Here is a 26,103-nt window from a genome sequence, read left to right on the forward strand (position 1 = left end):
AATCAACAAAAATACCAACAAGTACCTGAATTTTTGTATTGGTAAATAATAGGATCAACTTTGTTTCAAGCAGCGGATATATGACTCAAGCAAATACTTACGATTACATCATCATCGGAGCGGGTAGTGCTGGCTGCATGCTGGCTAAGCGCTTGACTGAGAACCCTAGTAAAAAAGTCCTGCTGATTGAGGCGGGTAAGAATGACAACTACATCTGGATCCATATTCCTGTTGGATACTTATATTGCATTGATAACCCAAGGGCAGATTGGCGTTTTAAAACAGCTGCCGAAAAAGGCTTGAATGGCCGTTCATTGTTATATCCGCGTGGCCGTGTTTTAGGTGGATGTTCATCGATTAACGGCATGATTTATATGCGTGGTCAAGCAGGTGACTACGAGTCTTGGGTTCAGGCAACTGGTGACGATTCTTGGTCTTGGGAAAATGCCCTTAAGCGTTACAAGTCATTTGAGGATTACCACAGCGCTGCAAATGAATGGCATGGTAAGGATGGTGAGTGGACTGTTTCAAAGCAGCGCTTACGTTGGCCCATCATGGATCGATTTAAAGAGGCGGCAGTTGAAGCGGGTATTCCGGCTTCAGAGGACTTTAACTGCGGTGATAACTTTGGCGTGGGTTACTTCGATGTGAGTCAACGTGCTGGTTGGCGCTTAAATACTTCCAAAGCTTTTCTAAGGGATGCTGCCAAGCGCCCTAATCTCACAGTATTAACTCAAGCTATTGTGACCAAGCTCAAAATTGATCCTGCTACTAAAAATTGTTTTGGAGTTGAATACATCAAGGATGGTCAATTTCGCGAAGCCTTATGTGCCATTGAGCAGGGTGGCGAAGTGTTATTGAGTGCAGGCGCGATTGGTAGCGTACAAATATTGGAGCGCTCTGGTGTTGGCGCTGCTGCACATTTAAATCAATTAGGTATCCCTGTTATTGCCGATCTCCCAGGCGTTGGCGAGAACTTACAAGATCACTTACAACTGCGTATGGTGTACAAGGTGAATGGCATTAAGACCTTGAATACCAAAGCCAATACGCTTTTGGGAAAGATGATGATTGGCTTGGAGTATCTCTTCAAGCGTTCTGGCCCAATGTCGATGGCGCCATCGCAGCTCGGCGCATTTGCCTATAGTTCTCCGGAACAAAAGCGTGCCAATGTGGAATATCACGTACAGCCTCTGTCATTAGAAAAGTTTGGCGAAGACTTGCATTCGTTTAATGCATTTACTGCGAGTGTCTGTAACTTGCGTCCCACTTCGCGCGGTAGTGTGCACATCAACTCAATTGATCCAGAAGCGCCACCAGTGATTAGTCCTCATTATTTGTCGACCGATGAAGATCGCAAGGTGGCAGCTGAGTCTTTGCGCTTAACTCGTAAGATTGTTGAGCAGGCCGCCCTAGGTCCATACGCTCCTGAAGAATACAAACCAGGCATGCAATATCAAACGGATGATGAGTTAGTTAAAGCGGCGGGGGATATTGGTACAACCATCTTCCATCCGGTAGGCACATGCAAGATGGGGCGTGCGGATGATCCGATGGCAGTACTCGATTCTGAATTGCGCGTAAGAGGCATTCATCATCTGCGTGTAGTCGATGCCTCGGCGATGCCAACAATTACCTCGGGTAATACTGCTGCCCCTACGATGATGATTGCTGAACGCGTGGCGGAATTACTGACACGTGCCTAAGACTTCACAGAAAAGCTATTCATTACCCGCTAGTCATTTATTGCTAGCGTTGGCTATTGTGGCAGTGTGGGGTACGAACTTTGTAGTCATTAAATTGTCGCTCGCAGCGTTTCCACCATTTTTATTTGCTGCGCTCAGGTATACCTTCGCATTTCTTCCGCTGGTGTTCTTTGTGCCAAGACCCAAAACATCTTGGGTCAATCTTTGTATTTATGGCTTGGCGGTTGGTGTGGGGCAGTTCGGAATCCTGTACTTTGCGATCGATGGTCGCATTTCTCCAGGTCTGGCATCCTTAGTGATTCAGACCCAGGTATTTTTCACTATCGGCTTTGCGATGTTTTTTGCTAAAGAGCGTTTACGTACTTATCAAATGCTGGCGGTATTGGTTGCTATGACTGGATTGGGAATTATTGCGCTGCACACCGATGCCACAACCACCTTCTTGGGTCTTGCCTTGGTGGTATTTACTGGCTTTTCTTGGGGGGTTGCCAATACGGTTAGCCGGAGAGCGGGCTCTATTAATATGCTGGCCTACGTAGTTTGGGCGAGTGCTTTTGCGATTCCTCCCTTGTTTGCAATTTCCTTCCTTTTTGAGGGCGGGTGGGGTCATATGAGTACTTCTTTAACCTCAGCCCCAGTAGGGGCATGGGCTGGTGTTCTTTGGCAGTCTTGGGGTAATACCATCTTTGGTTATTCGGCTTGGGCCTGGCTCCTTTCTAAGCATCCGGCAGCAGTGGTGGCGCCTGCGCCTTTGCTGGTACCTATTTTTGGCATGGGGGCAGCAGCCTATTTCTTGGGGGAGTCTTTGCCGCTATGGAAGATCTTGGCAGCGGGCCTGGTGATCGTTGGGCTGATCATCAACCTTTTTTGGCCCAACATTCAGCGAATCCTTCAGCAGCGCTGGCTTTCCTAAGTCTTGGTGGCTAATGTAAAACCCTAATGCAAAGCCCTTTTTTTGCCTTTGTATTAACAGTAAGATAACTATTCGTTTCGGTTTTACCTATAAAAAAGTATTTATTAATTAGCAATTTTTAGTCATGGAGACTTTATGAACATTCGTCATCACATTTTTGCAGTAGCCGCTGCTGCAATGCTTACAACCGGCGCTTATGCTGCCGATATCAAACTTGGTGTTGCAGGTCCATTTACTGGTGGTTCATCCTCAATGGGTGTCAGTATGCGTGACGGTGTTCGCCTTGCTGCAAAAGAAATTAATGCTGCTGGTGGTATTAACGGCAACAAAATCGTTTTGGTTGAGCGCGATGATGAAGCGAAAAACGAACGTGGCGTACAAATTGCACAAGAATTGATTAACAATGAAAAAGTAGTTGCTACTTTGGGTTACATCAATACTGGTGTTGCATTGGCTTCACAGCGCTTCTATCAAGATGCAAAGATTCCAGTAATGAACAACGTTGCTACAGGTTCTTTGATTACTCACCAGTTCCCAAATGCTGCTGAAAACTATGTTTTCCGTAATGCTGCAGCTGACAATATTCAAGCGCCAATGATCGCTAAAGAAGCGGTTGAGAAGCGTGGCCTGAAGAAAGTAGCCATTTTGGCTGACTCAACAAACTACGGCCAGTTAGGCCGCGAGGACTTAGAGAAGGCCTTGAAAGGTTACGGCGTAACTCCAGTTGCTGTTGAGAAGTTCAACATTGGTGACGTGGACATGACTTCACAATTACTCAAAGCAAAAAATGCTGGTGCTGATGTTGTTTTGACATATGCAATCGGACCTGAGTTGGCACAAATTGCTAACGGTATGGCGAAGTTGGGTTGGAAAAAACCAATGATCGGTAGCTGGACATTGTCAATGGCTAGCTTTATTGATACGGCCGGTAAAAATGGTGATGGCGCAACTATGCCAGAAACTTTCATTCAGCAGCCTGCAACAACTCCAAAGCGCAAAGCTTTCGTTGAGGCTTATTTGAAAGACTTCAAACCTAAGAATGGCATCATTGCATCTCCGGTTTCTGCTGCTCAAGGATACGACTCTGTTTACTTGTTAGCCGCTGCTATCAAGCAGGCAAACAGCACAGAGGGACCAAAGATTTTGGCAGCTTTGCAAGATCTGAAGGCTCCTGTTGAAGGCGTTGTGATTACTTATAACAAGCCATTCACTGCGACTGACCATGAGGCTATCAAGTCAAAAGACGTAGTTATGGGCGTGGTTGAGAGCGGCCGTGTTCAGTTCTTGAATGCTGAAGACGCAACAGCGAAAAAGAAGTAATTTAAGCACTAGGGCAGGCAATCTAAATAATTATTTTGCACTGCAGCATTAGATAAAGCAAAACGCCGCCCACAAGCGGCGTTTTGCTTACAATGTCGGATTCGTTAATAAAACAGTTTTAAGAATATTTAGGCCAATAACATGGACATGTTTGCACAAATCCTCTCGAGCGGCATAGCAGTGGGAATGATCTACGCGGTCATCGCTTTCGGCTTTCAACTCACATTTGCCACATCTGGCACCTTGAACTTCGGTCAGGGTGAAGCGCTGATGTTAGGTGCTCTTGTAGGTTTAACTTGCGTAGATACTTTTGGCATGAATTACTGGGTGATGATTCCAGTGGTTTGCTTGTTTGGTATGTTGCAAGGTAGCTTCGTTGAGCTCATCGGCGTACGTCCTGCAATCAAGATTAAATCGGAGTTTGGTTGGATTATGTCCACCATCGCCCTCGGTATTATTTTCAAGAACGTGGCTGAAAATATTTGGGGTCGCGATGCATTGCCATTCCCATCGCCGTTACCAATGGAGCCAATGAGTTTCTTAGGTGCAAATATTCTTCCCATGGAAATCTTGGTAGTCGTTGGCGCGTTGGTGATGATGTTGTTGGTGGAGTTCTTTAACCGCAAAACTATCTACGGTAAAGCGGTTGTTGCGACAGCAAACGATCGAGATGCAGCTGGCTTGATGGGTATTAATACTAGCGTAGTAATTACCTTCTCTTATGCACTTTCTTCTTTAACTGCAGCGTTCGCGGGCGTATTGATTGCACCCTTAACCCTGACTGGCGCAACCATGGGCGGTGCTCTAGGCCTGAAGGCTTTCGCAGTTGCGATTATTGGCGGCTTATCTAGTGGCCTCGGTATTATTGTTGGTGGCTTGATTCTCGGTATCGTAGAAACAGCAACCGGTTTTTATATCTCTACTGGTTACAAAGACGTGCCCGGTTTGATCTTGTTATTGCTCGTGTTGGCGTACAAACCATCTGGTCTCTTCGGCAAATCTGCAATTAAGAAAGTTTAATGATGAAATTGAAGTCTCTATTACCCATATTAATTGCGATTGCGGGCCTGATTTGTTTGCCCCTCTTTATTCACAACCCTTACTACATTCACTTAGTTGAAACGATTCTGATCTACACCATTTTGTTATATGGTTTGGATATTGTTGTCGGTTATGTTGGTCAGGTTTCTTTGGGGCATGCAGCCTTATTCGGAATTGGCTCGTATACCGCTGGTGTTTTGTATTTCCACTTTGGCTTGCCAATTTGGATCAATATTCCAGCCTCTATTATTGTTACCGCTATCTTTGGTGGAATCTTAGCTTTGCCAGCATTGAAGGTGATTGGACCTTATTTAGCGATGGTGACCTTGGCGTTCGGTACGATCGCACAGATTCTGATTAATGAGATGACTTGGTTGACCGAAGGACCTTTGGGCATCAAGATTCCAAAGCCAGAGTTAATGGGTGTGCCAATGACTAAGGCGGAGTACTTCTGGTTGGTTTCTGCGGTTTTGATCATTTCTCTGATCGTAGTTGACCGTTTTGTGAAATCTCAAATCGGTCGTGCATTTGAAGCCTTGCGCGATTCCCCAATTGCTTGTGACTGTATGGGTGTATCCGTTTATCGCTTTAAGGTGATCGCATTTGTGATTAGCGCCGGCTTTGCTGGTTTGGCTGGTTGCTTGTACGCTTATTCAGAGCAATATATTTCACCAAACACCTATAACAATGAATTGGCTGTTCTCTTCTTGCTCGGCATCATTATGGGCGGACGTAAGTCTCGCTTGGGTGCATTGATTGGTGCTGCCATCATCGTATTGTTGCCAAAACTCTTGGATGACATCAATCTATTCCGCATTGTTGCTTCGGTTATTGCAATCGTGGTGGTGGTAGGTGCCGGCATGGCTCTATCCAAGAAGATAACGACTCCTAAACGTGTGGCTCTTCCTATCGCTGGTGTAGTGGGCTTAGCAGCATTTTCATTCTGGTTGAATAGCATTTCTGACTGGCGTTTGAGTATTTTCGGCTTCATGATTTTGCTAGTGGTGTATTACTTGCAAAGCGGCATCGTTGGTTTCGCGAAAAGCTTCTATCAAGCGATGGTTGGCAAGGCTAAAACTACTCGCGGCGGTGATCACGAAGCGGTGGATGATTCCATTAGCTTTATTAGTACTGTTGCCAATCAAAATACGGGTGCTGAGCTCCTGAAAGTGGACTCTGTATTGATGCAGTTCGGCGGCTTAAAGGCATTGAACAATGTTGATCTCAGTATTAAGCGCGGCACTATTCATGGTTTGATCGGCCCTAACGGTTCCGGTAAGAGCACTATGATGAACGTGTTGACTGGTATTTATGTGCCTACAGCCGGTAACGTGTTGTATTCAGGCGAAAGTGTTGTTGGTAAGACTTCTTCCGATATCGCCTTGTCTGGCATTGCGCGTACCTTCCAAAACGTTCAGCTCTTCGGCGAGATGACTGCTATCCAAAATATTTTGGTTGGCTTGCATCACACCTTCAAGTCAAACATGGTGGAGATTGCTTTACATCTGCCGCGTTATAAGAAAGAGGAGGCTGAGGCCCATGCTCGTGCAATGGCATTGCTCAAATTCGTTGGCCTAGATGATTTAGCGAATGAAGAAGCGCGTAACTTGCCGTACGGTAAGCAACGTTTGCTGGAGATTGCTCGTGCCTTGGCGTTGGATCCTGAGTTGCTCTTGTTAGATGAGCCAGCTGCTGGTTTAACTGCGCCAGACATCAAAGAACTCTTGCGCATTATTCGTAAGATCCGCGATAGCGGTATTACTTTCATCCTGATTGAACATCACATGGATGTGGTGATGTCAGTTTGCGATACTGTTTCTGTATTGGACTTCGGTCAGAAGATTGCAGAAGGTAAACCAGCTGAAGTTCAGGCAGACGAGAAGGTGATTCATGCCTACTTGGGTACTTAATCACTAGAACATATTGAATCGGTAAATACCATGTTATCTATTAAGAATCTTGAAGCAGGCTACGGCAAAGTAAAAGTCCTTCATGGCATCAATATTGATGTTCCTAGGGGGCAAGTGATTACTTTGATTGGCTCAAACGGTGCCGGCAAAACCACCACTATGCGCGCTATTACCGGCATGATTAAGCCAACAGCCGGTGAAGTCACATTAAGCGGCGAAAAAATTGATGGTTACGACTCTCATAAGATCGCACGTTTAGGTTTGGCTCACAGTCCCGAGGGTCGCCGCGTATTTACAACGATGTCTGTAACTGACAACTTGTTGCTTGGCGCATTTCCACGCTTTACAGGCAGTCGTCCAAAAGGTGATATTAAGAGTGACTTAGAGAAGTCTCTTGAAATGTTCCCGCGTCTTAAAGAGCGTCGCAATCAATTGGCAGGAACACTATCTGGCGGTGAGCAACAGATGTTAGCAATGGCTCGTGCTGTGATGCTGAACCCAGAGATCATTCTTCTAGATGAGCCATCAATGGGCCTAGCACCAATCTTAGTTGAGGAAGTATTTAAGATCATCTCTAACCTCAAGTCACAAGGCGTAACGATGTTGTTGGTTGAGCAGTTTGCTGCTGCTGCTTTAAACGTAGCCGATTATGGTTATGTTCTGGAGAACGGCAAGATCGCCACTCACGGACCTGCTGCAAAGCTCAAGGATGATCCTGCAGTGAAGGCGGCTTACTTGGGTGGTGCTGGTGGCCACTAAGTAGTTTTCTAAGCTGAAAGTAATAAAAAAGCCCTTAGTAATAAGGGCTTTTTCTTTAGGTGGATAAGAGTTTTATAGCCTCTTGAATCAGTAAAGCGCGATAGCCCATGTAAAGGGCAACCAAAGTAAATCCAAATATAAAGAGCTTGGGAATGAGTGCGCCTTCAGCTACCAGTTCGCTATTCAGCAATCCTATGGCTACCGCAAGAAAGAAGAGCGCGCCCACGCCCAATACAACCCAATTTTCATTACTGGCTACTTGCTGGGTTTGGTTGTTATAGGCAAGAACCTGAAAGTTGTCACCCTTTGGGTATCCTGCTACAGTGATCTGATCGCCATCAGCAATTTTCATGGGAGATGAAAACTTTGCTTCGATTGCTGTATCACCCAAATTAAATTTGGAGATAAAAAAGCATTGGTAATACTGTGAAGAATGATCGTGAGTAGGCTTTTCAGGATTCACGTATTCTAGTAACTCATTGTTGAGATTGCTGACTGTTCCAGAGATGGAGCTAATTGAGTTTGATAGAAAAATACTTGGCTTAGTAATGGACATCAGCAAGACTCCCAAAAGGCTGAATATAAGAATAAAGATAAACGATGCCAAAGATCTTTTCATCAACTTGAAAATCCCTTAACAATCAGGCTGACAGCAACGCAAAATGTCAAAACGGAAAAGATTTGCTGCAATCTTGGACCGCTGAGTTTTTTGCCGAACCCCCTACCAATCAGTAAGCCAAGCAAGGCCCCTAATGCAAAAGGCGCTGCAATTGCAAGGTCAAGACTTCCAGACATGGCTGAGAAAAGAGTGCCGCCCCCAGCAATGATGGCAAGCACGCCTAATGATGTTGCAACTATCGAGTTGATGGGTAAATCGGTATAGCGCTTGAGCGCAGGAACAATCACAAATCCTCCGCCCACGCCCAGGAGCCCCGATAGAAAGCCTGCCAAACCACCTGACAACATTAATGCTCTAGCGCAGGGCACATTCCAAGATAACTTACCTCTAGAGGAATCGAGTAAACATGGTGGCGGAGGCTTTGCTTCGAAATCAGGTATGCCGTGAATTTCTTTGTAAGCTTGCCGATAAAGACGAATGGAAACGTAGAACAGAGTGCAGCTAAAAAGAATTAATAGTGGAGCATTCGGAATGCGTTTTGATGACCATAATCCGATTGGCGAAAGTATTAACCCAAACATCGCCATGAATCCGGCAGCTTTATATCGAAGAATCTTGTTCTTCAGTCCCAGTAGGGCGCCAACCCCTGCCGAGAGCGCAATTGCAGCGAGGGAGATTGGAGCCGCTTCAGCTACCGGTAAATGCAGGACAAACACCAGCAAAGGAACTGACAGGATCCCTCCGCCAGCTCCAGTCAAGCCCATTAGCAAGCCCACAATAAGACCCAAACAGGGGCCGATGAAGATTGAGTAGTCCATTGCAATTAATTTTATATTAAGATAATATATAAATACATATATCATTTACTCTTTTTAAGAATAAATGCAGTATTGCCAAGAAAGGCCTTTGTGAATCCAAGCCCTCATGCTGATGTTAAAGCGTTTTTTGATCCAGAAACCTGGACTTTTACTTACGTTGTTTATGCAGGCAAAGAAAGCCCCTGCGTAGTAATAGACTCGGTCCTGAATTATGACTCCAAGTCGGGTAGAACCTCTACTCGTTCTGCTGATGAAGTCCTTGGCTTTATTCAAAGCAAGCAATTGCATTTGGATTGGATTCTAGAAACCCATGCACATGCTGACCATCTCACAGCAGCAGCTTATATCCAGAGTCAGTTGGGTGGGAAGATTGTCATCGGAGATCACATCACTAATGTGCAAAACGTTTTTAAGGGTGTTTTTAATCTGGATGAGCAATTTGCTGTTGATGGATCCCAGTTTGATCACCTATTGAAAGATGGTGAATCCCTATCATTTGGAGCCCTCTCGCTAAAAGCGCTTTATGTGCCTGGCCATACGCCTGCATGTATGGCTTATGAAATTGGAGACGTTCTCTTCGTTGGAGATACTCTATTTATGCCTGATGTTGGTACGGCGCGTTGTGACTTTCCGGGCGGTAGCGCCCAGACCTTATACCGCTCTATTCAGAAGGTGTTGTCCTATCCCGATGAGACAAGGCTCTACATGTGCCATGACTATCCGCCTGCAGATCGTGATGCGGCTTATTGCACAACTGTTGGTGAGGAGAAGAGGTCCAATATTCATGTGAATATGAGCATTAGTGAGGGGCAATTTGTGCAAATGCGTAATAAACGTGACGCGACTCTAGATATGCCGAACCTCATCCTGCCATCCATTCAGGTCAATATACGCGCAGGTCATTTACCTGAGCCAGAGGCGAATGGAAAATCTTACTTAAAAATACCTTTGAACACTCTTTGATATGGCGATTACTAAATCTGAGCTCAAGAAAATGCAGGCGTCAGCAGCTGATGCCTGCAAGTTAATGAAAGTCTTATCCAATAGTGACCGCATGATGCTGTTATGCGAAATCGGCCAAGGTGAAAAATGTGTCGGTGAGCTAGAGGCTGCCTTAGATCTACACCAACCTACCCTGTCTCAGCAATTAACCGTTCTTCGTAAAGAAAAGTTAGTTAAAACACGCCGAGAAGGTAAGCAGATTTACTATTCCTTAGCTAGTGAGGTAGCTGTAGCTGTCATGGGCTTGCTCTACAAATACTATTGCAAAAGGTAGTGCTTTAACATTATTCAAGTAATTTTTTATCAAAAGGAGTTCAACATGAAATGTAATGTCGGCGGTATTGATCGGATTCTCAGAATTGCTATAGGCGCACTATTGGTGGGCCTGGCTGCAAATGGCGTAGTGGGTTGGTGGGGCTGGCTTGGCTGCATTCCACTTGCGACGGGTTTATTCCGTTTTTGCCCTGCCTATCCCTTGCTAGGCATTAGCTCATGTGGAGCCTCCTCTGGCAAAGACTCATGCTGTAAGTAATTTTTTTGGACCTTATTGGATTTCATCTATGAATATGACTCATTACATGCAGTTATTGGCAGACAATCAGCCGTGGAATCTCATGATCTTTATGGCCATTCCGATTGTTCTTGCCGAAACTCTGGCGATTACCGAGCTTTATATTTTATTTACCAGAAAATTTCATGGTTTTGGGTGGAGCCTTAATCGCTTTGCTGGTACTGCAGTTGGAATTTACTTCATTGGTGTTATTGGGTACCTCCTCTTTACTGTTGTTATTCCAATTACTCAAGCGGGTGAGTGGAGAACAGTCATTGATGTTCTGGCTGTAGGGTCGTATTTGATTGGCGGCTTACCACTAATATGGATTGCCTTACAAGAGATGGGTTTCGTGAACAAGAAATTAGATCGAGAGGGTAAGCTCAAGATTCATGCAATCTGTGTAGCCCTCTTCTTGGTTTTTGGGCACGTAGCGATGATCAGTGGCATGCTAGATCCAACCCTACTTGGGCATCAGACTACTCATTCAATGGATGCAACTATGCCAGCTAATCATGGGCACTAATTCAGGGGCTAGTTTTACGAAGTTTAGTAAAAGCATGCAGTATAAAAATTGTAAAAAATAGGACACCCACTATCCAGTGGGTCTCTATTGCGCCATCTCGCATCTCTTCAGGGCCGTAATATAGTAGGGCGCCAGAAATGAGTAGCGTTGCCAAGAAGCCCAGCTGGCTAAAGCCACTCCATAACTGCTTTCTGGACTTATACCCCGCCTTTATGTGGAAGGGCATGACCGATCCAAGAGCTAAGGTGGCGAGTATTGCAGCAATGCCATGAGCCGCGAGAATGCTATGGGTGCCAAGAGTAGATCTTTGTATCTGAAATTCATGCCCTAGAAGATACATCAGGCCAGTGATAGAACAAGCCATCATGCCGCAGATGACAAACGCTCTTTGCAAGCTCGGCATTTTCCCAAGGCGACTCATGCGGCAATCCTCAAGGCTTGTGCAGAGAATCGACTAAAGCAACGGTGCCTCTCATTATTGGATAAAGCCAAAACTTTAGTGAGTGCATCTGCATAAACACACTCTTTTGCAAGAATAGAGAATGACCCAGCAATCTCCACATGAACCTCAGAAAAATTCTGGGCTAGAGGGTTGATGATATGGCTCTTCTGACCATCTCTTTTTGCAAAGTAAAGGCTGCTGGTAGCAATAGCTCCATCTTTCAAAGAACCAATATCAATTAACTCCCCAGGTGTCTCAGGATGGCGAACTTGAATTGGTAGGGAGGTATTCCCAAAAACCCGTAGATCACCGCCAGCATTCACTGATCCGGATGTGATGCCCTCTGATATTAAGACTCTTACTGCCATATCTACCGCAAACCCTTTGGCGATTCCACCCAGATCAAGGCAGACTGGGCGGCAGGACTGTATCAAGTCAGGTGCTAGGAAGTGAATATCTTCAACGCCACCAAGCTCATGATTGGAGAAGTTAATGTGGCGAGGTAATAATCCTGCGGCAACAAGGCGATGACCGATTCCACAATTAAATAGGCCATCGGATTCAAGATGAACTTCTTTCGCAATTCGGATGACTTGCGCAGTCCACGGATGAATTTCAATGGCCTCTAAGTGGGCGCGTTGATTCATTTGGCTTAGCTCACTTTGAGGATTATGAAATCCCATGAGGTCATGAATATTCTGAATGACTGCAAAAGCATTATTAATAGCCTCTTGCCCATCATCTTGAGTTATGGAGATCTCTACAAAGGTGCCAAGAAGCGGTTTGCAGCGAAGCATTATTACTTTCCAGGATTTGGTTTTGAATTAAAGTTCTTCAGGGCTAGGTCATATAAAACGGTTACCCGCTTCACTCCATCGGTGAGGTGTTTGCAAGATAAAGTGGCGCCACCAATATTCTGAATATCTTGATTGAGCTTGATGGGGTCGTTTGCAGTCTTGCCTACAAACTGTTTGCGCCATTGCGCTTCCACTACTTCATAACCATAAGACTCAACGTATTCCAAAACTTCGATACCAGCGATACTGCCATTTGGGTTGATAGCAACGGCATAGGTAATCATTTCATGTTTGCCTATGACTTCGTCAACCACAAACCAGCTGCCATCACCCGCCCTCCAGATACGATCGCCCTGAAACGGGTAACGAATACTGGATGCGATACGCATCTTTTCTTGTAGATCATCTGTAATGATGATGGGATATTTCGTCAGTATGTTATTGGGGAAAAGAATTTTTTGAGCTTGCTCTGCAGAAACGTAAATTTTTGCATGGGCCATGATGGGTGTGCTCATCATGGCCAAGCTAAAGATTACAAGTGGGTTTGGTTTCCAATTCATTGAGTAATTAGTAGAGTAATAAATGAAATCTTAGGCAGTCAGCAATTCATTTGCTTCATTACAAAGCGCTAGAATTTCTGGGCTAATGTCTTTGAGGGTGGATAATTTTTCAAACATCATCAGCGCTCTTTCCTTGGCGGCTTGACATTGATTGGATTGAAACTTCACTAAGTGACTTAAAGCGGCAACTAATAGGTTCTGAATTTCCATAAGTTCTTTCGCTTAATTAAGTGGGAAACCAACTTTGACAATGAATTCATTTACTGAGTGGCTATCCCAGACGCGAGCATCCGAGCATTCAGCCTCTCCGCCACCCATGCAAGTCCCGCCAGCGAGTTGATAGCGCCAAGCACCAGTAACCCACCAGTCTTTGGCTGCGTAGTGCATATTGGGGCCTACAAAAGTGGCTCTTTGAACTTGATTACGTAAATTCAGCTCTGAATAATCATTATGAAAGCGAGCCTCTACACCGGCCGACCATTTGGGGGCAAAGCGATAGCTCGCGCCCACCAGGAAATCGAGCATCGATTCAGGAACGTTGCCGTTTTCAATAAACTTTAAGCGCTCATTCGCGGCCACAACGTTGCCCGCCAAAATTAATCGATCATCAATAAAATTAGATTGCAGTAAAAGTCTCGCCTCGAGCTCATCTTTATTTCTTCCCCATGTCGGCTCTAAATAAAGCCCTACACCCACAGGTGAAGTCACTGGATTGGTGATGCGATAAATCGCTTCTAGAGAGCCGCCTTCAATACCGCTTTTCTTATATGCTGTAGATGGGTCATGCGAAGAAGGCACACCGTAGCCGCCGGTACAGGTTGGAGTCTCCCCACATGCTTCTGGATTGGTGTAATTTTGGTTTGCACTAGTGTAGTAAGAGTTGATATAGCCAGCTACTTGCAGGTCGTTAGTCAAACCATATTCCAGTTCGGTCCTGGCGGTTAATGCATCGTACGTTCCTGCTGCTTGCTGTTGATTGAGTTGCAGGCGCTGCTCAAATTCCAACTTGCCCTTAGGCTGCAAATCTAAGGTGTAGATCCAGCCAAATACTCCCTCACCCGCTTGGGCTAAAGAGAAGTGAAGTGTGGCAACTAAGAAGAGGCTAAAGGCAAGAAGTCTATTAATGGTCAATTTCATGGTCCCTTGAGGTTGGTGGTTATCCATCTAAATGAGAATGGTTCTCAATATATCACTAGATGAGAATGATTCTCAACTAAATAAAATAACCATGACCTAAGAAATGGCGAAATCTATAGGCCTATTCTTTTTGCTTGTAAGATTTCCCCAAATGAACGCTGAGTCCTTAGAAAAATTGGTTTTAATGAAGATGCCTTTTGGCAAGCACGCAGGGCGTGCCTTGGCTGACTTGCCAGGTAATTATTTGGCGTGGTTTGCTCGCGAAGGTTTTCCTAAGAGCGAGCTTGGTGAATTACTGGAATTAATGCACACCTTAGATCACAATGGTTTGCGTGGTCTCTTGGCGCCAATTCAGCGGGCACATGGCCTGCAAGCTAAATCTAAATTACTTTGAGCGAATAATCAGTGTGACGCGGTTACGTTCGTAAGTCACGGTGGATGATTCTGGCGGGCTGCTTTGAATTAGGCTTACCTTTAACTTGGCCTGCGATTCAATTTGCGAAGAAATCTGTTTTGCAAGAGTTTCATTGCGGTCATATTGAATCTGAATACTTGCCACGTTGCCCGACTTGATGTTGTTAATGACGTCATTGAGCTTGTTTGGGGAGTAATCGTCAAAAAATACTGGGTACCATCCACCAACAAGAGTCTTTTGCCCCTTGATTTCATTGGCCTTTGCCGATGTATTCCTTGAGTTGCTGCCTTCGTCTACGGGTAAATGAAAGTCAATTCCTGTCTTTTGCACTAATTCTTGATAGGAGATGGGAGGAGTCATGGCTGCCTCATTGGTGTTTTCAATCCAATAGGCCCAAGCAGTATTTTTGTTGGAGTCATATATCAACTTGTATAAATGGCTAGGAATCGTTACGCGACTTCTGCCAATGCTGCCGCTACTGCCAATCGAGCCTGTATAAACGTAAATGTCACCAGCAGATCTTTTGACATAAGCTCTAGTTGGCTCCTCGACGTTCTTAGCCCATAGTCCCTGATTGTTTTGCCTTGCCTGCGGCATCATATTGGCCAATGAGAAAGATTGAGCCATTGAGCGTTCATTACTCATATCACCTGCTGGGGCGTTATGACCCCTATCAAAGCCGCTGCCACGGTAATCCGAGAGCAGGGCTCGTTCGGAGAAGGGTAGTCTAGCTTCTTCATAAAACTGGTTGCTTCTTTTTGGATGTGGGGTAGAGAGCTGCTCCCGATTGAGTCTCTCAACGGTATAGATTGGCTTTTTATCCTGAGGAGAGTAGTAGATGGCGAAACTATCAAAGCAAAGGTCGCGCCCCATTTGCTGACTCTTTGGTATTTGCTGAGCTGGAAATAGATCTTTACAGTCTTCGAAAGCCGCAAGCGCATTGAATGAGGCGGAAATCGCTAAAAGGGCAAGAATATGGCGAAGGGATTTCATGGGCTCTTAGTGTATGACCTCCAATTCCCATGTGCCCATTTTTTTATCTTGGACTAGCTCCAGAGCCAATAAGAATCTGAGCTCTCTTGATCTTTTTCTGCCCATCAAAATGCATTTTTCCCCTGGGGAATGCCTTGTAAATAGTGCCTGGCAATAAGCGTCGTCTTGCTACTACCCCTAGAAAATTACAGGAGTCATAGCACTAGATGTATGGTTTTTTTGACTGAATTTTTGGTCAAAAACACAAAAAAGTCCTGATCAGGCCATTTTTTTATAGAGTGAAATTAGTGCCCCCTAACTTCTATAAGTCATTGATTATATTAAGATATATATGCTTATGGAGTTGCATATGCGGGATCTCCCGGATTCCTAGATCAATAAGTTATTGATTTCTACTTCTTTATTCTTGACTTGATATAAGAAACTTCTTAGGATGACCCATGTTTTTTAAATATTGCAATGCAGCATAAAAGAGTAGTCTCGTTTTTTGAGGCCTTGCAAACAATGAATGAGTAAATGTTTTCCTAACAATTTGAGCGATATGCAGAATGCACAGTTAAGTGTTTTGACTGCTAAAGAGCTGCTAGCGCACGCCATGGCTCCTGCCTATCGAGTCATTAATGGCCTACTCGTTTTAACTGTATTTATGGTGGTTGGGCTTTGGCTCTCAGGCAATGGTACTAATGCCGGCGCTTTTGATCTTGCCCGCATCCTAGTCCCTGATGAAGCGCGCCATATGGTTTGGAGCAACGGTTTTGGCATGCTCAATCAATATAAAGAGTCCAATGAAGTATCGACCGCCCAGGTTGCTGATACTGAGATCGCTGCTGTGATTTATGGCAAGTCTAAGATTCCTGCTGCAATTAGTTTGACTAGCGCAAAGCAGCAGAACGTAGCTTTGTTAATGCCCTCTGTGGCGCAAATGCAGGTGAAGTCAATTTCTCATCTGTCCGATCGTATCCCCACATCCAAGATGGATCCACAGGCCTTGGATAGTAACTTAATGGGCTCAATTCAGAATCAACGTGCTGTAGCAGACTTCTTTGAGAAGAAATACAGTCTCGATCGCGCCAAGATTGAAGAGTATGTTTCAAACACGATCTTAATTGCAAAAGAGGTCAACATAGACCCAGTACTTTTGTTAGCAGTGATCTCCGTGGAATCTAACTTCAACCCAAACACCAAAAGTCACGCCGGTGCCGAAGGCCTCATGCAAGTGATGACTTCAGTACATAAAGATAAGTATGCAATCTTTGGCGGAACTTCCGAAGCGGCTAAGCCTGAAGTCAATATCCGTGTTGGCGCCTATATTTTGAAATACCTCATTGCTACAGCCGGTTCATTGCGTAATGGCCTAAAGTACTACGTTGGCGCTGCGAACGCTGAGGATGATGGCGGCTACGCAGATAAAGTGATGGCTGAAAGAAATCGTCTGATTGGTTTGTGTCAAAACCGTTCGCCTAATCGCTTGACGCTGAACGGCAAGGATTTGCGTTCTTAATAAACTAGATCGTTGCTTGATCTAAGAAAATATAAAAAGCCACCCTCGGGTGGCTTTTGTTTTGCTGGTATCTGAATGCTTAGTTAACGCCGTGTAACTCCACATCAAACACGAGAGTCGCGTTTGGAGGAATTACGCCACCCGCACCGCGAGGACCATAACCCATCTCAGAAGGGATGACAAGGGTGCGTTTTCCACCAATTTTCATGCCCGCAACGCCTTCATCCCAGCCCTTAATCACATGTCCAGCGCCCAAAGGGAAGCTAAAGAGTTGACCGCGATCTAATGAGCTATCAAACTTTTGACCCTTATGATCAGCAGCTTTCTCATCAAACAGCCAGCCGGTGTAATGTACATCCACATGATTTCCTTTTGTAGCTTCTTTTCCTTCGCCAACAACGGTATCGATTTTTTTGAGTTCACTCATGATGTTTTCCTATTTCACACAAATTGATTGGCTAGTATATTCTGAGCTCTGTAAATTCCTTTGGTAATGATGCTTTAGCAAAAACGTATGACAAATTATTGGCCAAATTCTGCGTATAGCAATCTAGCCATCAGTTCCAATGATCAGTTGTTGGTGACAGATGACTTTTTGCGTACTTATATGGAGAGACCGGAGCTCAAGCTGGTTCCTGAATCCTGCCCTATCGAACGCGCACTCCATCGGCGCTTAACTGAAAACCCTCGCACAGATATTGCTGATGATGAAATCTCGGCAATGGCGGATGAGGATATTCAGGAGAACTATCGAGTTTGGCTGCGTTATCGCAAGCGTTTATTAGCGGCAAGCTCCCTAGAGAATTTTTATATGAGTTTATTTAAAGGCGAGGGAGTAGATGTGCCGCCTTTATTTATTGCTCAACTCGCCCAAATTTTCATTAGGCATATCTTGGGTAGTGATGTGCATCCTCTGGAAGCCCGTATGGGCGAGCTCTTTTTCAGAACTCAGAAGATTTCCGTTATCGAAGATGGCATCGTGATGGGCGCAGATGATGAGGTGGTTGCTCGCAATGCCCAAGCTAGTGATACCGGCAACATCATGGATTTGCTTAAAGGCAAGTCAATGACGATGCGCTCAGCCGATCTAGATGTGCTTCATGAAGACAATGCTGATAGCTATTGGACTCGAAACGAAGATTTTGATTTGGCGGTACAGTTAAATTTTGGGCATGAGCCTATCAATCTTTTTTGTCGCGTATTAGAGAAGTGGATAAAGCATTTTCTGGGCGTTAGCGTACGCATTACCCCCATGCAGCAAATTACTGATCCCAAGTGGTCATGGCATGTTGGCTTAGATGCAGCCGCTACCGAAATACTGAATAAGCTTTACAACAAAGAGTTGGTTGAGGCAGATGAGTTACAGAAGGTAATTTGTTTATTCCGCCTAGACTTTATCGATGAGGCTGCTGTAGCTCAAGCGCAGGCTGGCAAGCCGGTATATATGGCTATTGCCATGAACGACCACCAGCAGCTTAAATTAAAGCCCCAAAACTTATTGTTTAACTTGCCGTTAGCTAAAACTTCTTAGGCCTGTACTCGTGATTTTCTTCGCTGCTGAGCAAGCCAGAAGATCGCAAGACCACTTACTACAACAGGGATGAGTGATCCCCAATTGAGTATGCTCCAACCATGCGATGTGACTAGGGCGCCCGATCCAAAGGAAGTGAAGGCCATCGTTCCGAAGACAAGGAAATTAATAGCAGCCTGTGCTTTATCTCGCTCATTGGGTTGATAGGCAGTCATCGCTAAAGAGGTGGCGCCAGTAAATAAAAAGTTCCAGCCAACGCCGAGTAAAAATAAAGCGATAAAGAATTGGTGGAGATCGGTTCCGGTAAGAGCGATTGCAATGCAGATGAAGTTTAGAAGCACCCCAGTCCCCATCACTTTTAATACCCCAAATCGTTGGATGAGTGATCCTGTAAAAAATCCGGGAGCAAACATCCCAATCACATGCCACTCCAGAACTAATGCAGTGTCCGAAAATGGTAGCCCACAGATTTGCATTGCTAGTGGTGTCGCAGCCATCAGCAGATTCATAACCCCGTACCCTAATGCTGCACCAATGATGGCAACCATAAAGACGGGTTGCTGGAGAATGACTTTTAAGGGGCGTCCATCAGTAAGTGCATGCTGGGTCTTGAGCTCTTGTGGAAAACGAATGAACTGCATCACGAAGATGCCAATGAACCCGGCAATCGATAGGGTGAGATAGGCTCCCAGAAAGGCGGTATCAAACAGATCTCGCGTCCAGGAGGCTAGATTGGGTCCAATGACTGCGCCAAGGATGCCACCAGCTAATACCCAGGAAATCGCCTTATCGCGTTGACTGTGGTCTGTCAGCTCAGCTGCGGCGAAGCGATAGAGCTGCCCATTGGCGCTGTAATAGCCTGCAATAAAGGTGCCCAAGACCAACAGCCAAAAGTTTCCAGTAATGGCGGCGTACGCGCATAGAAGCGCTGAGAGCATTGCTACTAACAAGCCTAACTGGAAAGAGACTCTGCGCCCAAAGTAGTTTTGAGATTTGGCCACAATGGAGGTAGAAAAGGCGCCCCCGACAACATAGCCCATGACGGGTAGGGTGGCCATCCAGCTAGCTGGCGCGAGGCTGAGCCCCACCAGCCCATTAATAGCAATAAAAGTGACGTTATTGGTGAGGAAGAGCCCCTGACAAATGATCAGCAGCACCAGATTTTTATTGAGTAAAGGATGTTTGCTGGTCATGGCTTGCAGTGTACGTTGAATTTGAGGCTGAAGTTGTCTTGGTGGATTCCCTTAAATTGCCCTTTATTAGGCGCTTTAAGGTGCAAAACCGGCATTTTTACCAAGCCTGATGATTTAAAATGGATAACTCGCCTCATTGGCAAAAGGTGCGCTAAAAGCGACTTGCAAAATGTGGATTTGAGGGCGGCAGGGTAAAAACCTGACTCTGTAATTTTTCAATATTGAGGAAACATTCATGGCTTCAGAGAAATCAAAGATTATTTATACGCTGACAGATGAGGCGCCACTTTTGGCTACTCGCGCATTTCTGCCAATTATTCGTACTTTTGCAGCTCCTGCTGGCGTGGAGATTGTGACGAGTGATATTTCAGTCGCCGCTCGTATCTTGGCTGAGTTTCCTGAATGCCTGACCCCTGAGCAGCAGGTCCCTAATAACTTGGCTGAGCTAGGCAAAATGACTTTATTGCCTGATACCAACATCATTAAGTTGCCAAATATTAGCGCCTCTGTACCTCAGCTGCTCGCAGCCATTAAAGAGTTGCAAGCCAAAGGCTACAAGATTCCTGATTTCCCTGAAGATCCAAAAACGGATGAAGAAAAATCCATTCGGACCCGTTATTCCAAATGCTTGGGTAGCTCGGTAAACCCAGTATTGCGCGAAGGCAACTCTGACCGCCGAGCTCCTCCAGCTGTCAAACGTTACGCTCGTAAAAATCCACACTCGATGGGGGAGTGGAGTCAGGCGTCACGCACTCACGTTTCTCATATGCATGGCGGCGATTTTTATGCTGGCGAGAAGTCCATGACGATGACTAAGGCCTGTGATGTGAAGATGGACTTGGTAACGAAGAGTGGCAAGAACATTGTCCTCAAACCCAAAGTCTCTTTATTGGCTGGCGAAATTATCGACAGTATGTATATGAGTAAAAAAGCCCTTTGTGATTTTTATGAAAAAGAAATCGAAGATGCTTATAAGACCGGCATGATGTTGTCCTTGCACGTTAAGGCAACCATGATGAAAGTTTCTCACCCAATCGTGTTTGGTCACGCAGTAAAGATTTTCTACAAAGATGCTTTTGAAAAGCATGCCAAGCTGTTTGAAGAGTTGGGCGTGAATGCTAATAACGGTATGAGCAGTCTCTACGAAAAGATTAAAACTTTGCCAGAATCTAAGCGCGAAGAAATCATTCAAGATTTGCATGCCTGCCACGAGCATCGTCCAGCATTGGCGATGGTGGACTCTGCTAAAGGTATTACCAATCTCCATTCCCCAAGCGATGTGATCGTAGATGCTTCTATGCCTGCAATGATTCGTGCTGGTGGAAAAATGTGGGGTGCTGATGGTCGTTTGCACGACACGAAAGCAGTCATTCCAGAAAGTACGTTTGCCCGTATCTATCAAGAAATGATTAATTTCTGTAAGACGCACGGTAACTTTGATCCAACGACGATGGGTACGGTGCCCAACGTCGGCTTGATGGCTCAACAAGCTGAAGAGTACGGTTCACACGACAAGACTTTTGAAATCCCAGAAGCTGGTGTGGCGCGTATCGTTGCTGATGATGGCACTGTATTGCTTGAGCAAAATGTGGAAGAGGGTGATATCTGGCGCATGTGTCAGGTTAAAGATGCGCCAATTCGTGACTGGGTCAAGTTGGCCGTCAATCGCGCGCGTCTTTCTAATACTCCAGCAGTATTCTGGCTCGATGAATACCGTCCGCACGAAGCCGAATTGATCAAGAAGGTCAATACCTACCTTAAAGACTACGATCTGAAGGGTGTTGATATTCAAATCATGTCTCAGACTCGTGCAATGCGTTACACCTTAGAGCGTGTGATTCGTGGCAAGGATACGATTTCTGTGACTGGCAATATTTTGCGTGACTATCTCACTGACTTATTCCCAATTATGGAATTAGGTACTAGTGCAAAGATGTTGTCTATCGTGCCTTTGATGGCCGGTGGTGGTTTGTTCGAAACGGGCGCTGGTGGATCAGCTCCTAAGCACGTTCAACAATTGGTAGAAGAAAACCATTTGCGTTGGGATTCACTTGGTGAGTTCATGGCTTTAGCCGTATCTCTTGAAGACATCGGTGATAAGACAGGCAACAACAAGGTAAAAATCTTAGCCCGCACTTTGGATGAGGCGACCGGTAAGTTGTTGGATAACAATAAGTCACCTTCACCACGTACTGGTGAGTTGGATAACCGCGGTAGCCAGTTCTACTTGGCAATGTACTGGGCTGAAGCATTGGCCGCTCAAACGGAAGATAAAGAATTGCAAGCGCACTTTGCTCCCTTGGCAAAATCTTTGATTGAGAATGAACAAAAGATTGCAGCCGAACTTAAAGAGGTTCAAGGTAAGCCGGCAGATATTGGCGGTTACTTTATGCCTGATTCTGAGAAGTTTGAAGCAGTAATGCGTCCTAGCGCTACTTTGAATGCGGCTTTAAAGGCAGCAAACGCATAATAGGTATAAGCGATAAGTATTTAAATTTTAAAATAGCTTTAGTATTTAAAGGCAAACCTTCGGGTTTGCCTTTTTTATTTTTAAATCTTATTTTGAGACATGCCTAAACCAAAAGACCTGATTGAATTGAGTTATCTGAGCGAGGCTGTCTCGGATATGTCTTTTCTGGGCTTAATGCGCTTGCTCGAGTCGGCGCGCGCGTTTAATCAAAAAAATGGTGTTACCGGCATTCTCTTTTACGATAACCAGCAGTTTGCTCAGGTGATTGAAGGTGAGCGTGCGAACATTATGAAGGTATGGAAGAGAATCCAGGATGATAAACGGCATCATCGTATTGAATTATTGGAGATTAAAGAAATTTCCGAAAGAAGCTATCCAGATTGGCTACTCCGCTTTTATGGTGGCGAGTCTTTAGTTAAAGACTACCCCGACTTGGCTGAAATGGTTGGCGGTATGGATAAAAATAGCCTCGCTTTGATGAACCAAATGCGGGCAAGTCAGTTTTAAGCAAGAAATTTTCATCGGTAGCAAAATAGGTTTATTACATTCATGGGAGCGCAACATGCGTTTTACTGATAAGACCATTCTTGCAGGCGACATCACTCCAAAAGCCGTATTTGAAAACCGCCGCAATATTATCAAGACTGCTGCTGCAGGGGGTTTTGGAATGGCGCTTGCGCCTTGGTTCTCTAGAGAGGCGCTTGCTGCTAGCCCAGATAAGCTGGCCGCTACACTTAATCCTGCCTATGCGAATAAAGATGATTTGACTGCCCTGAAGTATGTCACCAGTTACAACAACTTTTATGAGTTTGGCACTGATAAGACTGATCCAGCTGCGTACGCAGATACTTTACAGACAAGGCCATGGACTATCTCAATTGAGGGTTTGGTAAAAAAGCCGATGACGCTCGATATCGATGCGCTCCTGAAGTTGGCTCCGATGGAAGAGCGAATTTATCGGATGCGCTGTGTTGAGGGTTGGTCTATGGTCATTCCTTGGGATGGTTACTCTCTCTCAAAGCTTATTACTAAAGTCGAGCCGCTGGGATCCGCAAAGTATGTGGAATTTATTTCCTTGGCTGATCGCAAGCAAATGCCGGGAGTCAAGAGCAATATTATTGATTGGCCCTATCGTGAAGGCTTGCGTATGGACGAGGCCATGAATCCATTAACGCTGCTGACTTTTGGTCTATATGGAGAAGTCTTACCAAAACAAAATGGCGCCCCAGTCCGTATAGTGGTGCCTTGGAAATACGGCTTTAAGAGCGCCAAGTCGATTGTCAAAATCCGTTTTACAGAAGAGATGCCTAAGACCAGCTGGAATCAGTTCGATGCACGTGAGTATGGCTTCTATTCCAATGTGAATCCCCAGGTAGATCATCCGCGCTGGAGTCAAGCGGTTGAACGTCGCATTGGCGACCCCAAGGGAATGTTTGCGCCAAAGATTAAAACCCAAATGTTTAATGGCTATGGTGAACAAGTAGCTAGTATGTATACGGGCATGGATTTGAAGAAGTACTATTAGCAATGAACAAAATATATTCAGTATTTTTTAGTGCCTGCATTTTATTCTTTCACTTTTCTGCTTATGGCCAGGGAAGTGATGCACCAGTAAAGACGATTTCATCTCTAGATGTACAGCGTTATTTAGGTACGTGGTATGAGATTGCTAAATACCCCAATTGGTTTCAGAAGAAGTGCGTTAGCAATACCAAGGCGGTCTATTCGGCTAGGGCTGATGGCACACTAAAAGTGCTTAATAGCTGCAAGACGGCTGAGGGCGATGTATCAGAGGCTGAGGGTACTGCAAGGCAGATTGGGGCAAAGGACTCCCCTAAGCTTGAAGTGCGATTCGCACCCGCATGGTTGGCCTTTATCCCTTTTGTATGGGGTGATTATTGGGTGATTGACCTAGACGCTCAGTATCAAGTGGCTGTCGTGAGTGATCCTCGTCGTGAATATCTTTGGATTCTGTCCAGAACTCCGCAGTTGGATAAAAAAGTATATGAGGACATTTTGGTGCGCATACAGGCGCAGCAGTTTGATGTGCGTAAGTTAGAGCTAACTCCACAAGCAATGACAAAGTAAGAGCAAAGTAGCTACGTCATGACTACGCATTTGCTGCCACCCGGGATTGAAGTCTTTGAAAGAGGCTGGCTCTCAGCCAATAATATTTTTCACTTTGGTGAAAATGATGTCTCCTTGGTAGATTCTGGATATTGCGCCCACCAAGAGCTGACTATCGGTTTAGTTCGGAATGCTTTGCAAAAGCGCGGCCTATTGAAATTAAATAAGATAGTAAATACCCATCTACATTCAGATCACTGTGGTGGCAATGCTGCTTTAGTAGAGACTTTTCACTGTGAGGTATATATTCCGGCTGCTGAAGCATTAGCAGTTAAAAACTGGGATAACACCCTATTAAGTTATGACAACTTGGGTCAAGAGTGTCCACAGTTTCCGTATCAGGGTGTATTAGTTCCGGGCGAGGAAATATTACTAGGAAGATATCTTTGGAAGATATTGGCGGCACCAGGGCACGATCCACACTCTGTTATGTTGTACCAAGCTGATCATTGCATCTTGCTTTCAGCAGATGCCCTATGGGAAGAGGGCTTTGGTGTGATTTTCCCTGAGCTCTGGGGAGAGGCAGGTTTTGAGGAGGTAGCGCAAACCTTAGACCTAATAGAGACCTTGCCAGTCAATCTGGTGATTCCTGGACACGGTGCACCTTTTGTAGATGTCTCTAAATCCCTTGCCACAGCAAGATCGAGACTAGATTACTTGGCTTCTGATCCAGATCGTAATGCCCGCCACGGCGCCAAAGTATTGTTGAAATATCGTCTCTTAGAGTGGCGCAGTCGTGATCTTGCGCAAGTGAATGACTGGATTATGAAAACGCCGGCGTTAATGAGCGCAGCAAAACTGCTCAATATGAGCGCAGATGAATTTACGCATTGGCTACCTAAAGCCTTGGTCAAATCCGGTGCAGCAAAAATAGAGAATGAGGCCTTAGTTAACCTTGGCTGATCTTAGCTAATCTTTTTTCACCACTTGCTTTAAAAGCTAAGCGAAATTTTTCCGTAGACAGTCCAGTTGTAGAGTTGATAAGTTTGCACAACTTGCTTGGCTCCACCGATGGCGATTAAAAGATTTTTATTAATGCGCTGAGTCACCATGGCGTCGATTGGTACAAACCAGCCGCCACCTGCTGAGTTATATACAGCGCCATTTTCATCCCAGAAGCGAAGCTGGGTGCTAGGGCCCAGGTTTAGACCTACCGTTGGATAAAGCTCGAGATGATTATCAACTGGAGGCAAACTAGCGCTGGTGGGCGCCTTGCGATTGAAGCCCATCATGTATCTGGCTAGAGGCGAAATATCCGAAAGAATGTTTTGACCACCACCTGCGGGTTTAAAGGAGGTGCTTACCTGAGGCCCTGCTAGCCATTGACCCGTGTTGCCGAGCGGGACTAATATCCTGGCTCCAACATTTGCAAACCAATCAGCTTGACCACCCCAAATTGTGAGCATTGCATTGTTGGGTGAATAGGTGCCGGTGGATTGTGCGGCAAGCGTTGGCCCATAGACGGCGGTATATGCAGTATCCAACCTCATCGTGCCATGCCAGCTACCAAGATTTAAGGGGTTGTAATAGCGTAATTTAAGCGTATCGGCATAATTTCCGGCTCCCTGGGCAGCATGGTAGTCCCAGAACTCCAGTATGTGATCTTGAGATCTTTCTTGAGATGCATTAACAAGTCCTAAAATAGGCGTGGAAGAGGGTTTCTCTGTGGCATGCACTAAAGCGGCGGGAATGCTTAGCAAGGAGAAGGTGAGTGCACGCAAAAATACCATATAGGCATTAATATTAAATTACAAAATACTATTTACTAAAGAT

At 45.3% G+C, this 26,103-nt stretch carries 29 protein-coding genes; 18 read left to right on the forward strand and 11 right to left on the reverse strand.

Annotated features, from left to right (window positions below; translation table 11 throughout):
• Positions 1–80: 80 nt before the first annotated feature.
• The 6 genes from FD963_RS01920 to FD963_RS01945 all read left to right on the forward strand — a co-directional run bounded on the left by FD963_RS01920 (position 81) and on the right by FD963_RS01945 (position 7,649).
• A complete protein-coding gene (locus FD963_RS01920; protein WP_215362705.1) occupies positions 81–1,706 on the forward strand; it encodes a GMC family oxidoreductase in 1,626 nt (541 codons plus the stop codon).
• The gene (locus tag FD963_RS01925) at positions 1,699–2,619 is read left to right on the forward strand and encodes an EamA family transporter (RefSeq protein WP_215362706.1); all 921 of its coding nucleotides are present in this window, start codon (positions 1,699–1,701) and stop codon (positions 2,617–2,619) included. Before FD963_RS01920 ends, FD963_RS01925 begins: the two co-directional genes overlap by 8 nt.
• A 135-nt stretch (positions 2,620–2,754) precedes the next feature.
• Complete coding sequence (locus FD963_RS01930) at positions 2,755–3,939, forward strand: ABC transporter substrate-binding protein (RefSeq protein ID WP_215362707.1); 1,185 nt, start codon at positions 2,755–2,757, stop codon at positions 3,937–3,939.
• Between the two features lie 141 nt (positions 3,940–4,080).
• Positions 4,081–4,959 carry a branched-chain amino acid ABC transporter permease gene (locus FD963_RS01935; RefSeq protein WP_072583996.1) on the forward strand — a complete coding sequence of 293 codons (879 nt, stop codon included), beginning with the start codon at positions 4,081–4,083 and terminating at the stop codon, positions 4,957–4,959.
• Positions 4,960–4,961: 2 nt separating this feature from the next.
• Positions 4,962–6,890, forward strand: coding sequence for an ATP-binding cassette domain-containing protein (locus FD963_RS01940; RefSeq protein ID WP_215363772.1), 1,929 nt, complete (start codon positions 4,962–4,964; stop codon positions 6,888–6,890).
• A gap of 30 nt (positions 6,891–6,920) precedes the next feature.
• Positions 6,921–7,649 (forward strand): ABC transporter ATP-binding protein, encoded by a 729-nt coding sequence (locus tag FD963_RS01945; protein WP_215362708.1) that lies wholly within the window; start codon positions 6,921–6,923, stop codon positions 7,647–7,649.
• A gap of 55 nt (positions 7,650–7,704) precedes the next feature.
• Here the strand turns inward: FD963_RS01945 and FD963_RS01950 are convergent, their stop codons facing one another.
• Together FD963_RS01950 and FD963_RS01955 are read right to left on the reverse strand one after the other, a co-directional pair.
• Complete coding sequence (locus FD963_RS01950; RefSeq protein ID WP_215362709.1) at positions 7,705–8,205, reverse strand: hypothetical protein; 501 nt, start codon at positions 8,203–8,205, stop codon at positions 7,705–7,707.
• Between the two features lie 62 nt (positions 8,206–8,267).
• The gene (locus FD963_RS01955) at positions 8,268–9,086 is read right to left on the reverse strand and encodes a sulfite exporter TauE/SafE family protein (protein ID WP_215362710.1); all 819 of its coding nucleotides are present in this window, start codon (positions 9,084–9,086) and stop codon (positions 8,268–8,270) included.
• Between the two features lie 90 nt (positions 9,087–9,176).
• Between FD963_RS01955 and FD963_RS01960 the strand changes: the two genes are divergently transcribed.
• The 4 genes from FD963_RS01960 to FD963_RS01975 are packed head-to-tail and all read left to right on the forward strand — an operon-like array spanning position 9,177 to position 11,164.
• Positions 9,177–10,049 carry an MBL fold metallo-hydrolase gene (locus FD963_RS01960; RefSeq protein ID WP_215362711.1) on the forward strand — a complete coding sequence of 291 codons (873 nt, stop codon included), beginning with the start codon at positions 9,177–9,179 and terminating at the stop codon, positions 10,047–10,049.
• A gap of 1 nt (position 10,050) precedes the next feature.
• Complete coding sequence (locus tag FD963_RS01965) at positions 10,051–10,362, forward strand: metalloregulator ArsR/SmtB family transcription factor (RefSeq protein ID WP_215362712.1); 312 nt, start codon at positions 10,051–10,053, stop codon at positions 10,360–10,362.
• Between the two features lie 45 nt (positions 10,363–10,407).
• Positions 10,408–10,620, forward strand: a complete 213-nt coding sequence (locus FD963_RS01970; RefSeq protein WP_215362713.1) for a DUF2892 domain-containing protein — start codon at positions 10,408–10,410, stop codon at positions 10,618–10,620.
• A 28-nt stretch (positions 10,621–10,648) separates the two neighbouring features.
• Positions 10,649–11,164: a DUF6803 family protein gene (locus tag FD963_RS01975; RefSeq protein WP_215362714.1), complete on the forward strand. Its 516-nt coding sequence runs from the start codon at positions 10,649–10,651 to the stop codon at positions 11,162–11,164.
• 1 nt (position 11,165) lies between these two features.
• Here FD963_RS01975 and FD963_RS01980 read toward each other — a convergent pair whose 3' ends face one another.
• The 5 genes from FD963_RS01980 to FD963_RS02000 are packed head-to-tail and all read right to left on the reverse strand — an operon-like array spanning position 11,166 to position 14,100.
• The gene (locus FD963_RS01980) at positions 11,166–11,585 is read right to left on the reverse strand and encodes a hypothetical protein (RefSeq protein ID WP_215362715.1); all 420 of its coding nucleotides are present in this window, start codon (positions 11,583–11,585) and stop codon (positions 11,166–11,168) included.
• Positions 11,582–12,403 carry an FAD:protein FMN transferase gene (locus FD963_RS01985; protein WP_215362716.1) on the reverse strand — a complete coding sequence of 274 codons (822 nt, stop codon included), beginning with the start codon at positions 12,401–12,403 and terminating at the stop codon, positions 11,582–11,584. The genes FD963_RS01980 and FD963_RS01985 overlap by 4 nt, the downstream gene beginning before the upstream one ends.
• Before the next feature lie 2 nt (positions 12,404–12,405).
• A complete protein-coding gene (locus FD963_RS01990) occupies positions 12,406–12,963 on the reverse strand; it encodes an FMN-binding protein (RefSeq protein ID WP_215362717.1) in 558 nt (185 codons plus the stop codon).
• 30 nt (positions 12,964–12,993) lie between these two features.
• A complete protein-coding gene (locus tag FD963_RS01995) occupies positions 12,994–13,173 on the reverse strand; it encodes a hypothetical protein (RefSeq protein ID WP_215362718.1) in 180 nt (59 codons plus the stop codon).
• 12 nt (positions 13,174–13,185) lie between these two features.
• Positions 13,186–14,100 carry a DUF6662 family protein gene (locus FD963_RS02000; RefSeq protein WP_215362719.1) on the reverse strand — a complete coding sequence of 305 codons (915 nt, stop codon included), beginning with the start codon at positions 14,098–14,100 and terminating at the stop codon, positions 13,186–13,188.
• Positions 14,101–14,251: 151 nt separating this feature from the next.
• On the opposite strand from FD963_RS02000, the gene FD963_RS02005 reads away from it, so the two are divergent.
• Complete coding sequence (locus FD963_RS02005) at positions 14,252–14,494, forward strand: DUF3820 family protein (protein ID WP_215362720.1); 243 nt, start codon at positions 14,252–14,254, stop codon at positions 14,492–14,494.
• Here FD963_RS02005 and FD963_RS02010 read toward each other — a convergent pair.
• Positions 14,486–15,508, reverse strand: coding sequence for a DNA/RNA non-specific endonuclease (locus tag FD963_RS02010; RefSeq protein ID WP_215362721.1), 1,023 nt, complete (start codon positions 15,506–15,508; stop codon positions 14,486–14,488). The two genes, FD963_RS02005 and FD963_RS02010, sit on opposite strands and share 9 nt — an antisense overlap.
• A gap of 508 nt (positions 15,509–16,016) precedes the next feature.
• Here FD963_RS02010 and FD963_RS02015 point away from each other — a divergent pair.
• The gene (locus FD963_RS02015; RefSeq protein ID WP_215362722.1) at positions 16,017–17,009 is read left to right on the forward strand and encodes a transglycosylase SLT domain-containing protein; all 993 of its coding nucleotides are present in this window, start codon (positions 16,017–16,019) and stop codon (positions 17,007–17,009) included.
• A 79-nt stretch (positions 17,010–17,088) separates the two neighbouring features.
• Here the strand turns inward: FD963_RS02015 and FD963_RS02020 are convergent, their stop codons facing one another.
• Positions 17,089–17,436, reverse strand: coding sequence for an FKBP-type peptidyl-prolyl cis-trans isomerase (locus FD963_RS02020; RefSeq protein WP_215362723.1), 348 nt, complete (start codon positions 17,434–17,436; stop codon positions 17,089–17,091).
• 87 nt (positions 17,437–17,523) lie between these two features.
• On the opposite strand from FD963_RS02020, the gene FD963_RS02025 reads away from it, so the two are divergent.
• A complete protein-coding gene (locus tag FD963_RS02025) occupies positions 17,524–18,540 on the forward strand; it encodes a DUF6352 family protein (RefSeq protein WP_215362724.1) in 1,017 nt (338 codons plus the stop codon).
• On the opposite strand, the gene FD963_RS02030 is transcribed toward FD963_RS02025, so the two are convergent.
• A complete protein-coding gene (locus FD963_RS02030) occupies positions 18,537–19,733 on the reverse strand; it encodes an MFS transporter (protein ID WP_215362725.1) in 1,197 nt (398 codons plus the stop codon). The two genes, FD963_RS02025 and FD963_RS02030, sit on opposite strands and share 4 nt — an antisense overlap.
• Positions 19,734–19,968: 235 nt before the next feature.
• Between FD963_RS02030 and FD963_RS02035 the strand changes: the two genes are divergently transcribed.
• From FD963_RS02035 to FD963_RS02055, 5 genes are all read left to right on the forward strand, one after another.
• A complete protein-coding gene (locus FD963_RS02035) occupies positions 19,969–22,203 on the forward strand; it encodes an NADP-dependent isocitrate dehydrogenase (RefSeq protein ID WP_215362726.1) in 2,235 nt (744 codons plus the stop codon).
• Between the two features lie 99 nt (positions 22,204–22,302).
• Positions 22,303–22,710 (forward strand): BLUF domain-containing protein, encoded by a 408-nt coding sequence (locus FD963_RS02040; protein WP_215362727.1) that lies wholly within the window; start codon positions 22,303–22,305, stop codon positions 22,708–22,710.
• A gap of 55 nt (positions 22,711–22,765) precedes the next feature.
• Positions 22,766–23,728: a protein-methionine-sulfoxide reductase catalytic subunit MsrP gene (gene msrP / locus FD963_RS02045; protein ID WP_215362728.1), complete on the forward strand. Its 963-nt coding sequence runs from the start codon at positions 22,766–22,768 to the stop codon at positions 23,726–23,728.
• A 2-nt stretch (positions 23,729–23,730) separates the two neighbouring features.
• Positions 23,731–24,291 carry a lipocalin family protein gene (locus tag FD963_RS02050; RefSeq protein WP_215362729.1) on the forward strand — a complete coding sequence of 187 codons (561 nt, stop codon included), beginning with the start codon at positions 23,731–23,733 and terminating at the stop codon, positions 24,289–24,291.
• Between the two features lie 18 nt (positions 24,292–24,309).
• A complete protein-coding gene (locus tag FD963_RS02055) occupies positions 24,310–25,233 on the forward strand; it encodes an MBL fold metallo-hydrolase (RefSeq protein WP_215362730.1) in 924 nt (307 codons plus the stop codon).
• A 29-nt stretch (positions 25,234–25,262) separates the two neighbouring features.
• Here FD963_RS02055 and FD963_RS02060 read toward each other — a convergent pair whose 3' ends face one another.
• Entirely contained in the window at positions 25,263–26,060 is a 798-nt protein-coding gene (locus tag FD963_RS02060; RefSeq protein ID WP_251367262.1) for a hypothetical protein, read from the reverse strand.
• Positions 26,061–26,103: the final 43 nt, after the last annotated feature.

Origin of the sequence: Polynucleobacter sp. JS-JIR-II-50 (genome assembly GCF_018687895.1) — a bacterium.
In the GTDB taxonomy this organism is placed as follows: domain Bacteria; phylum Pseudomonadota; class Gammaproteobacteria; order Burkholderiales; family Burkholderiaceae; genus Polynucleobacter.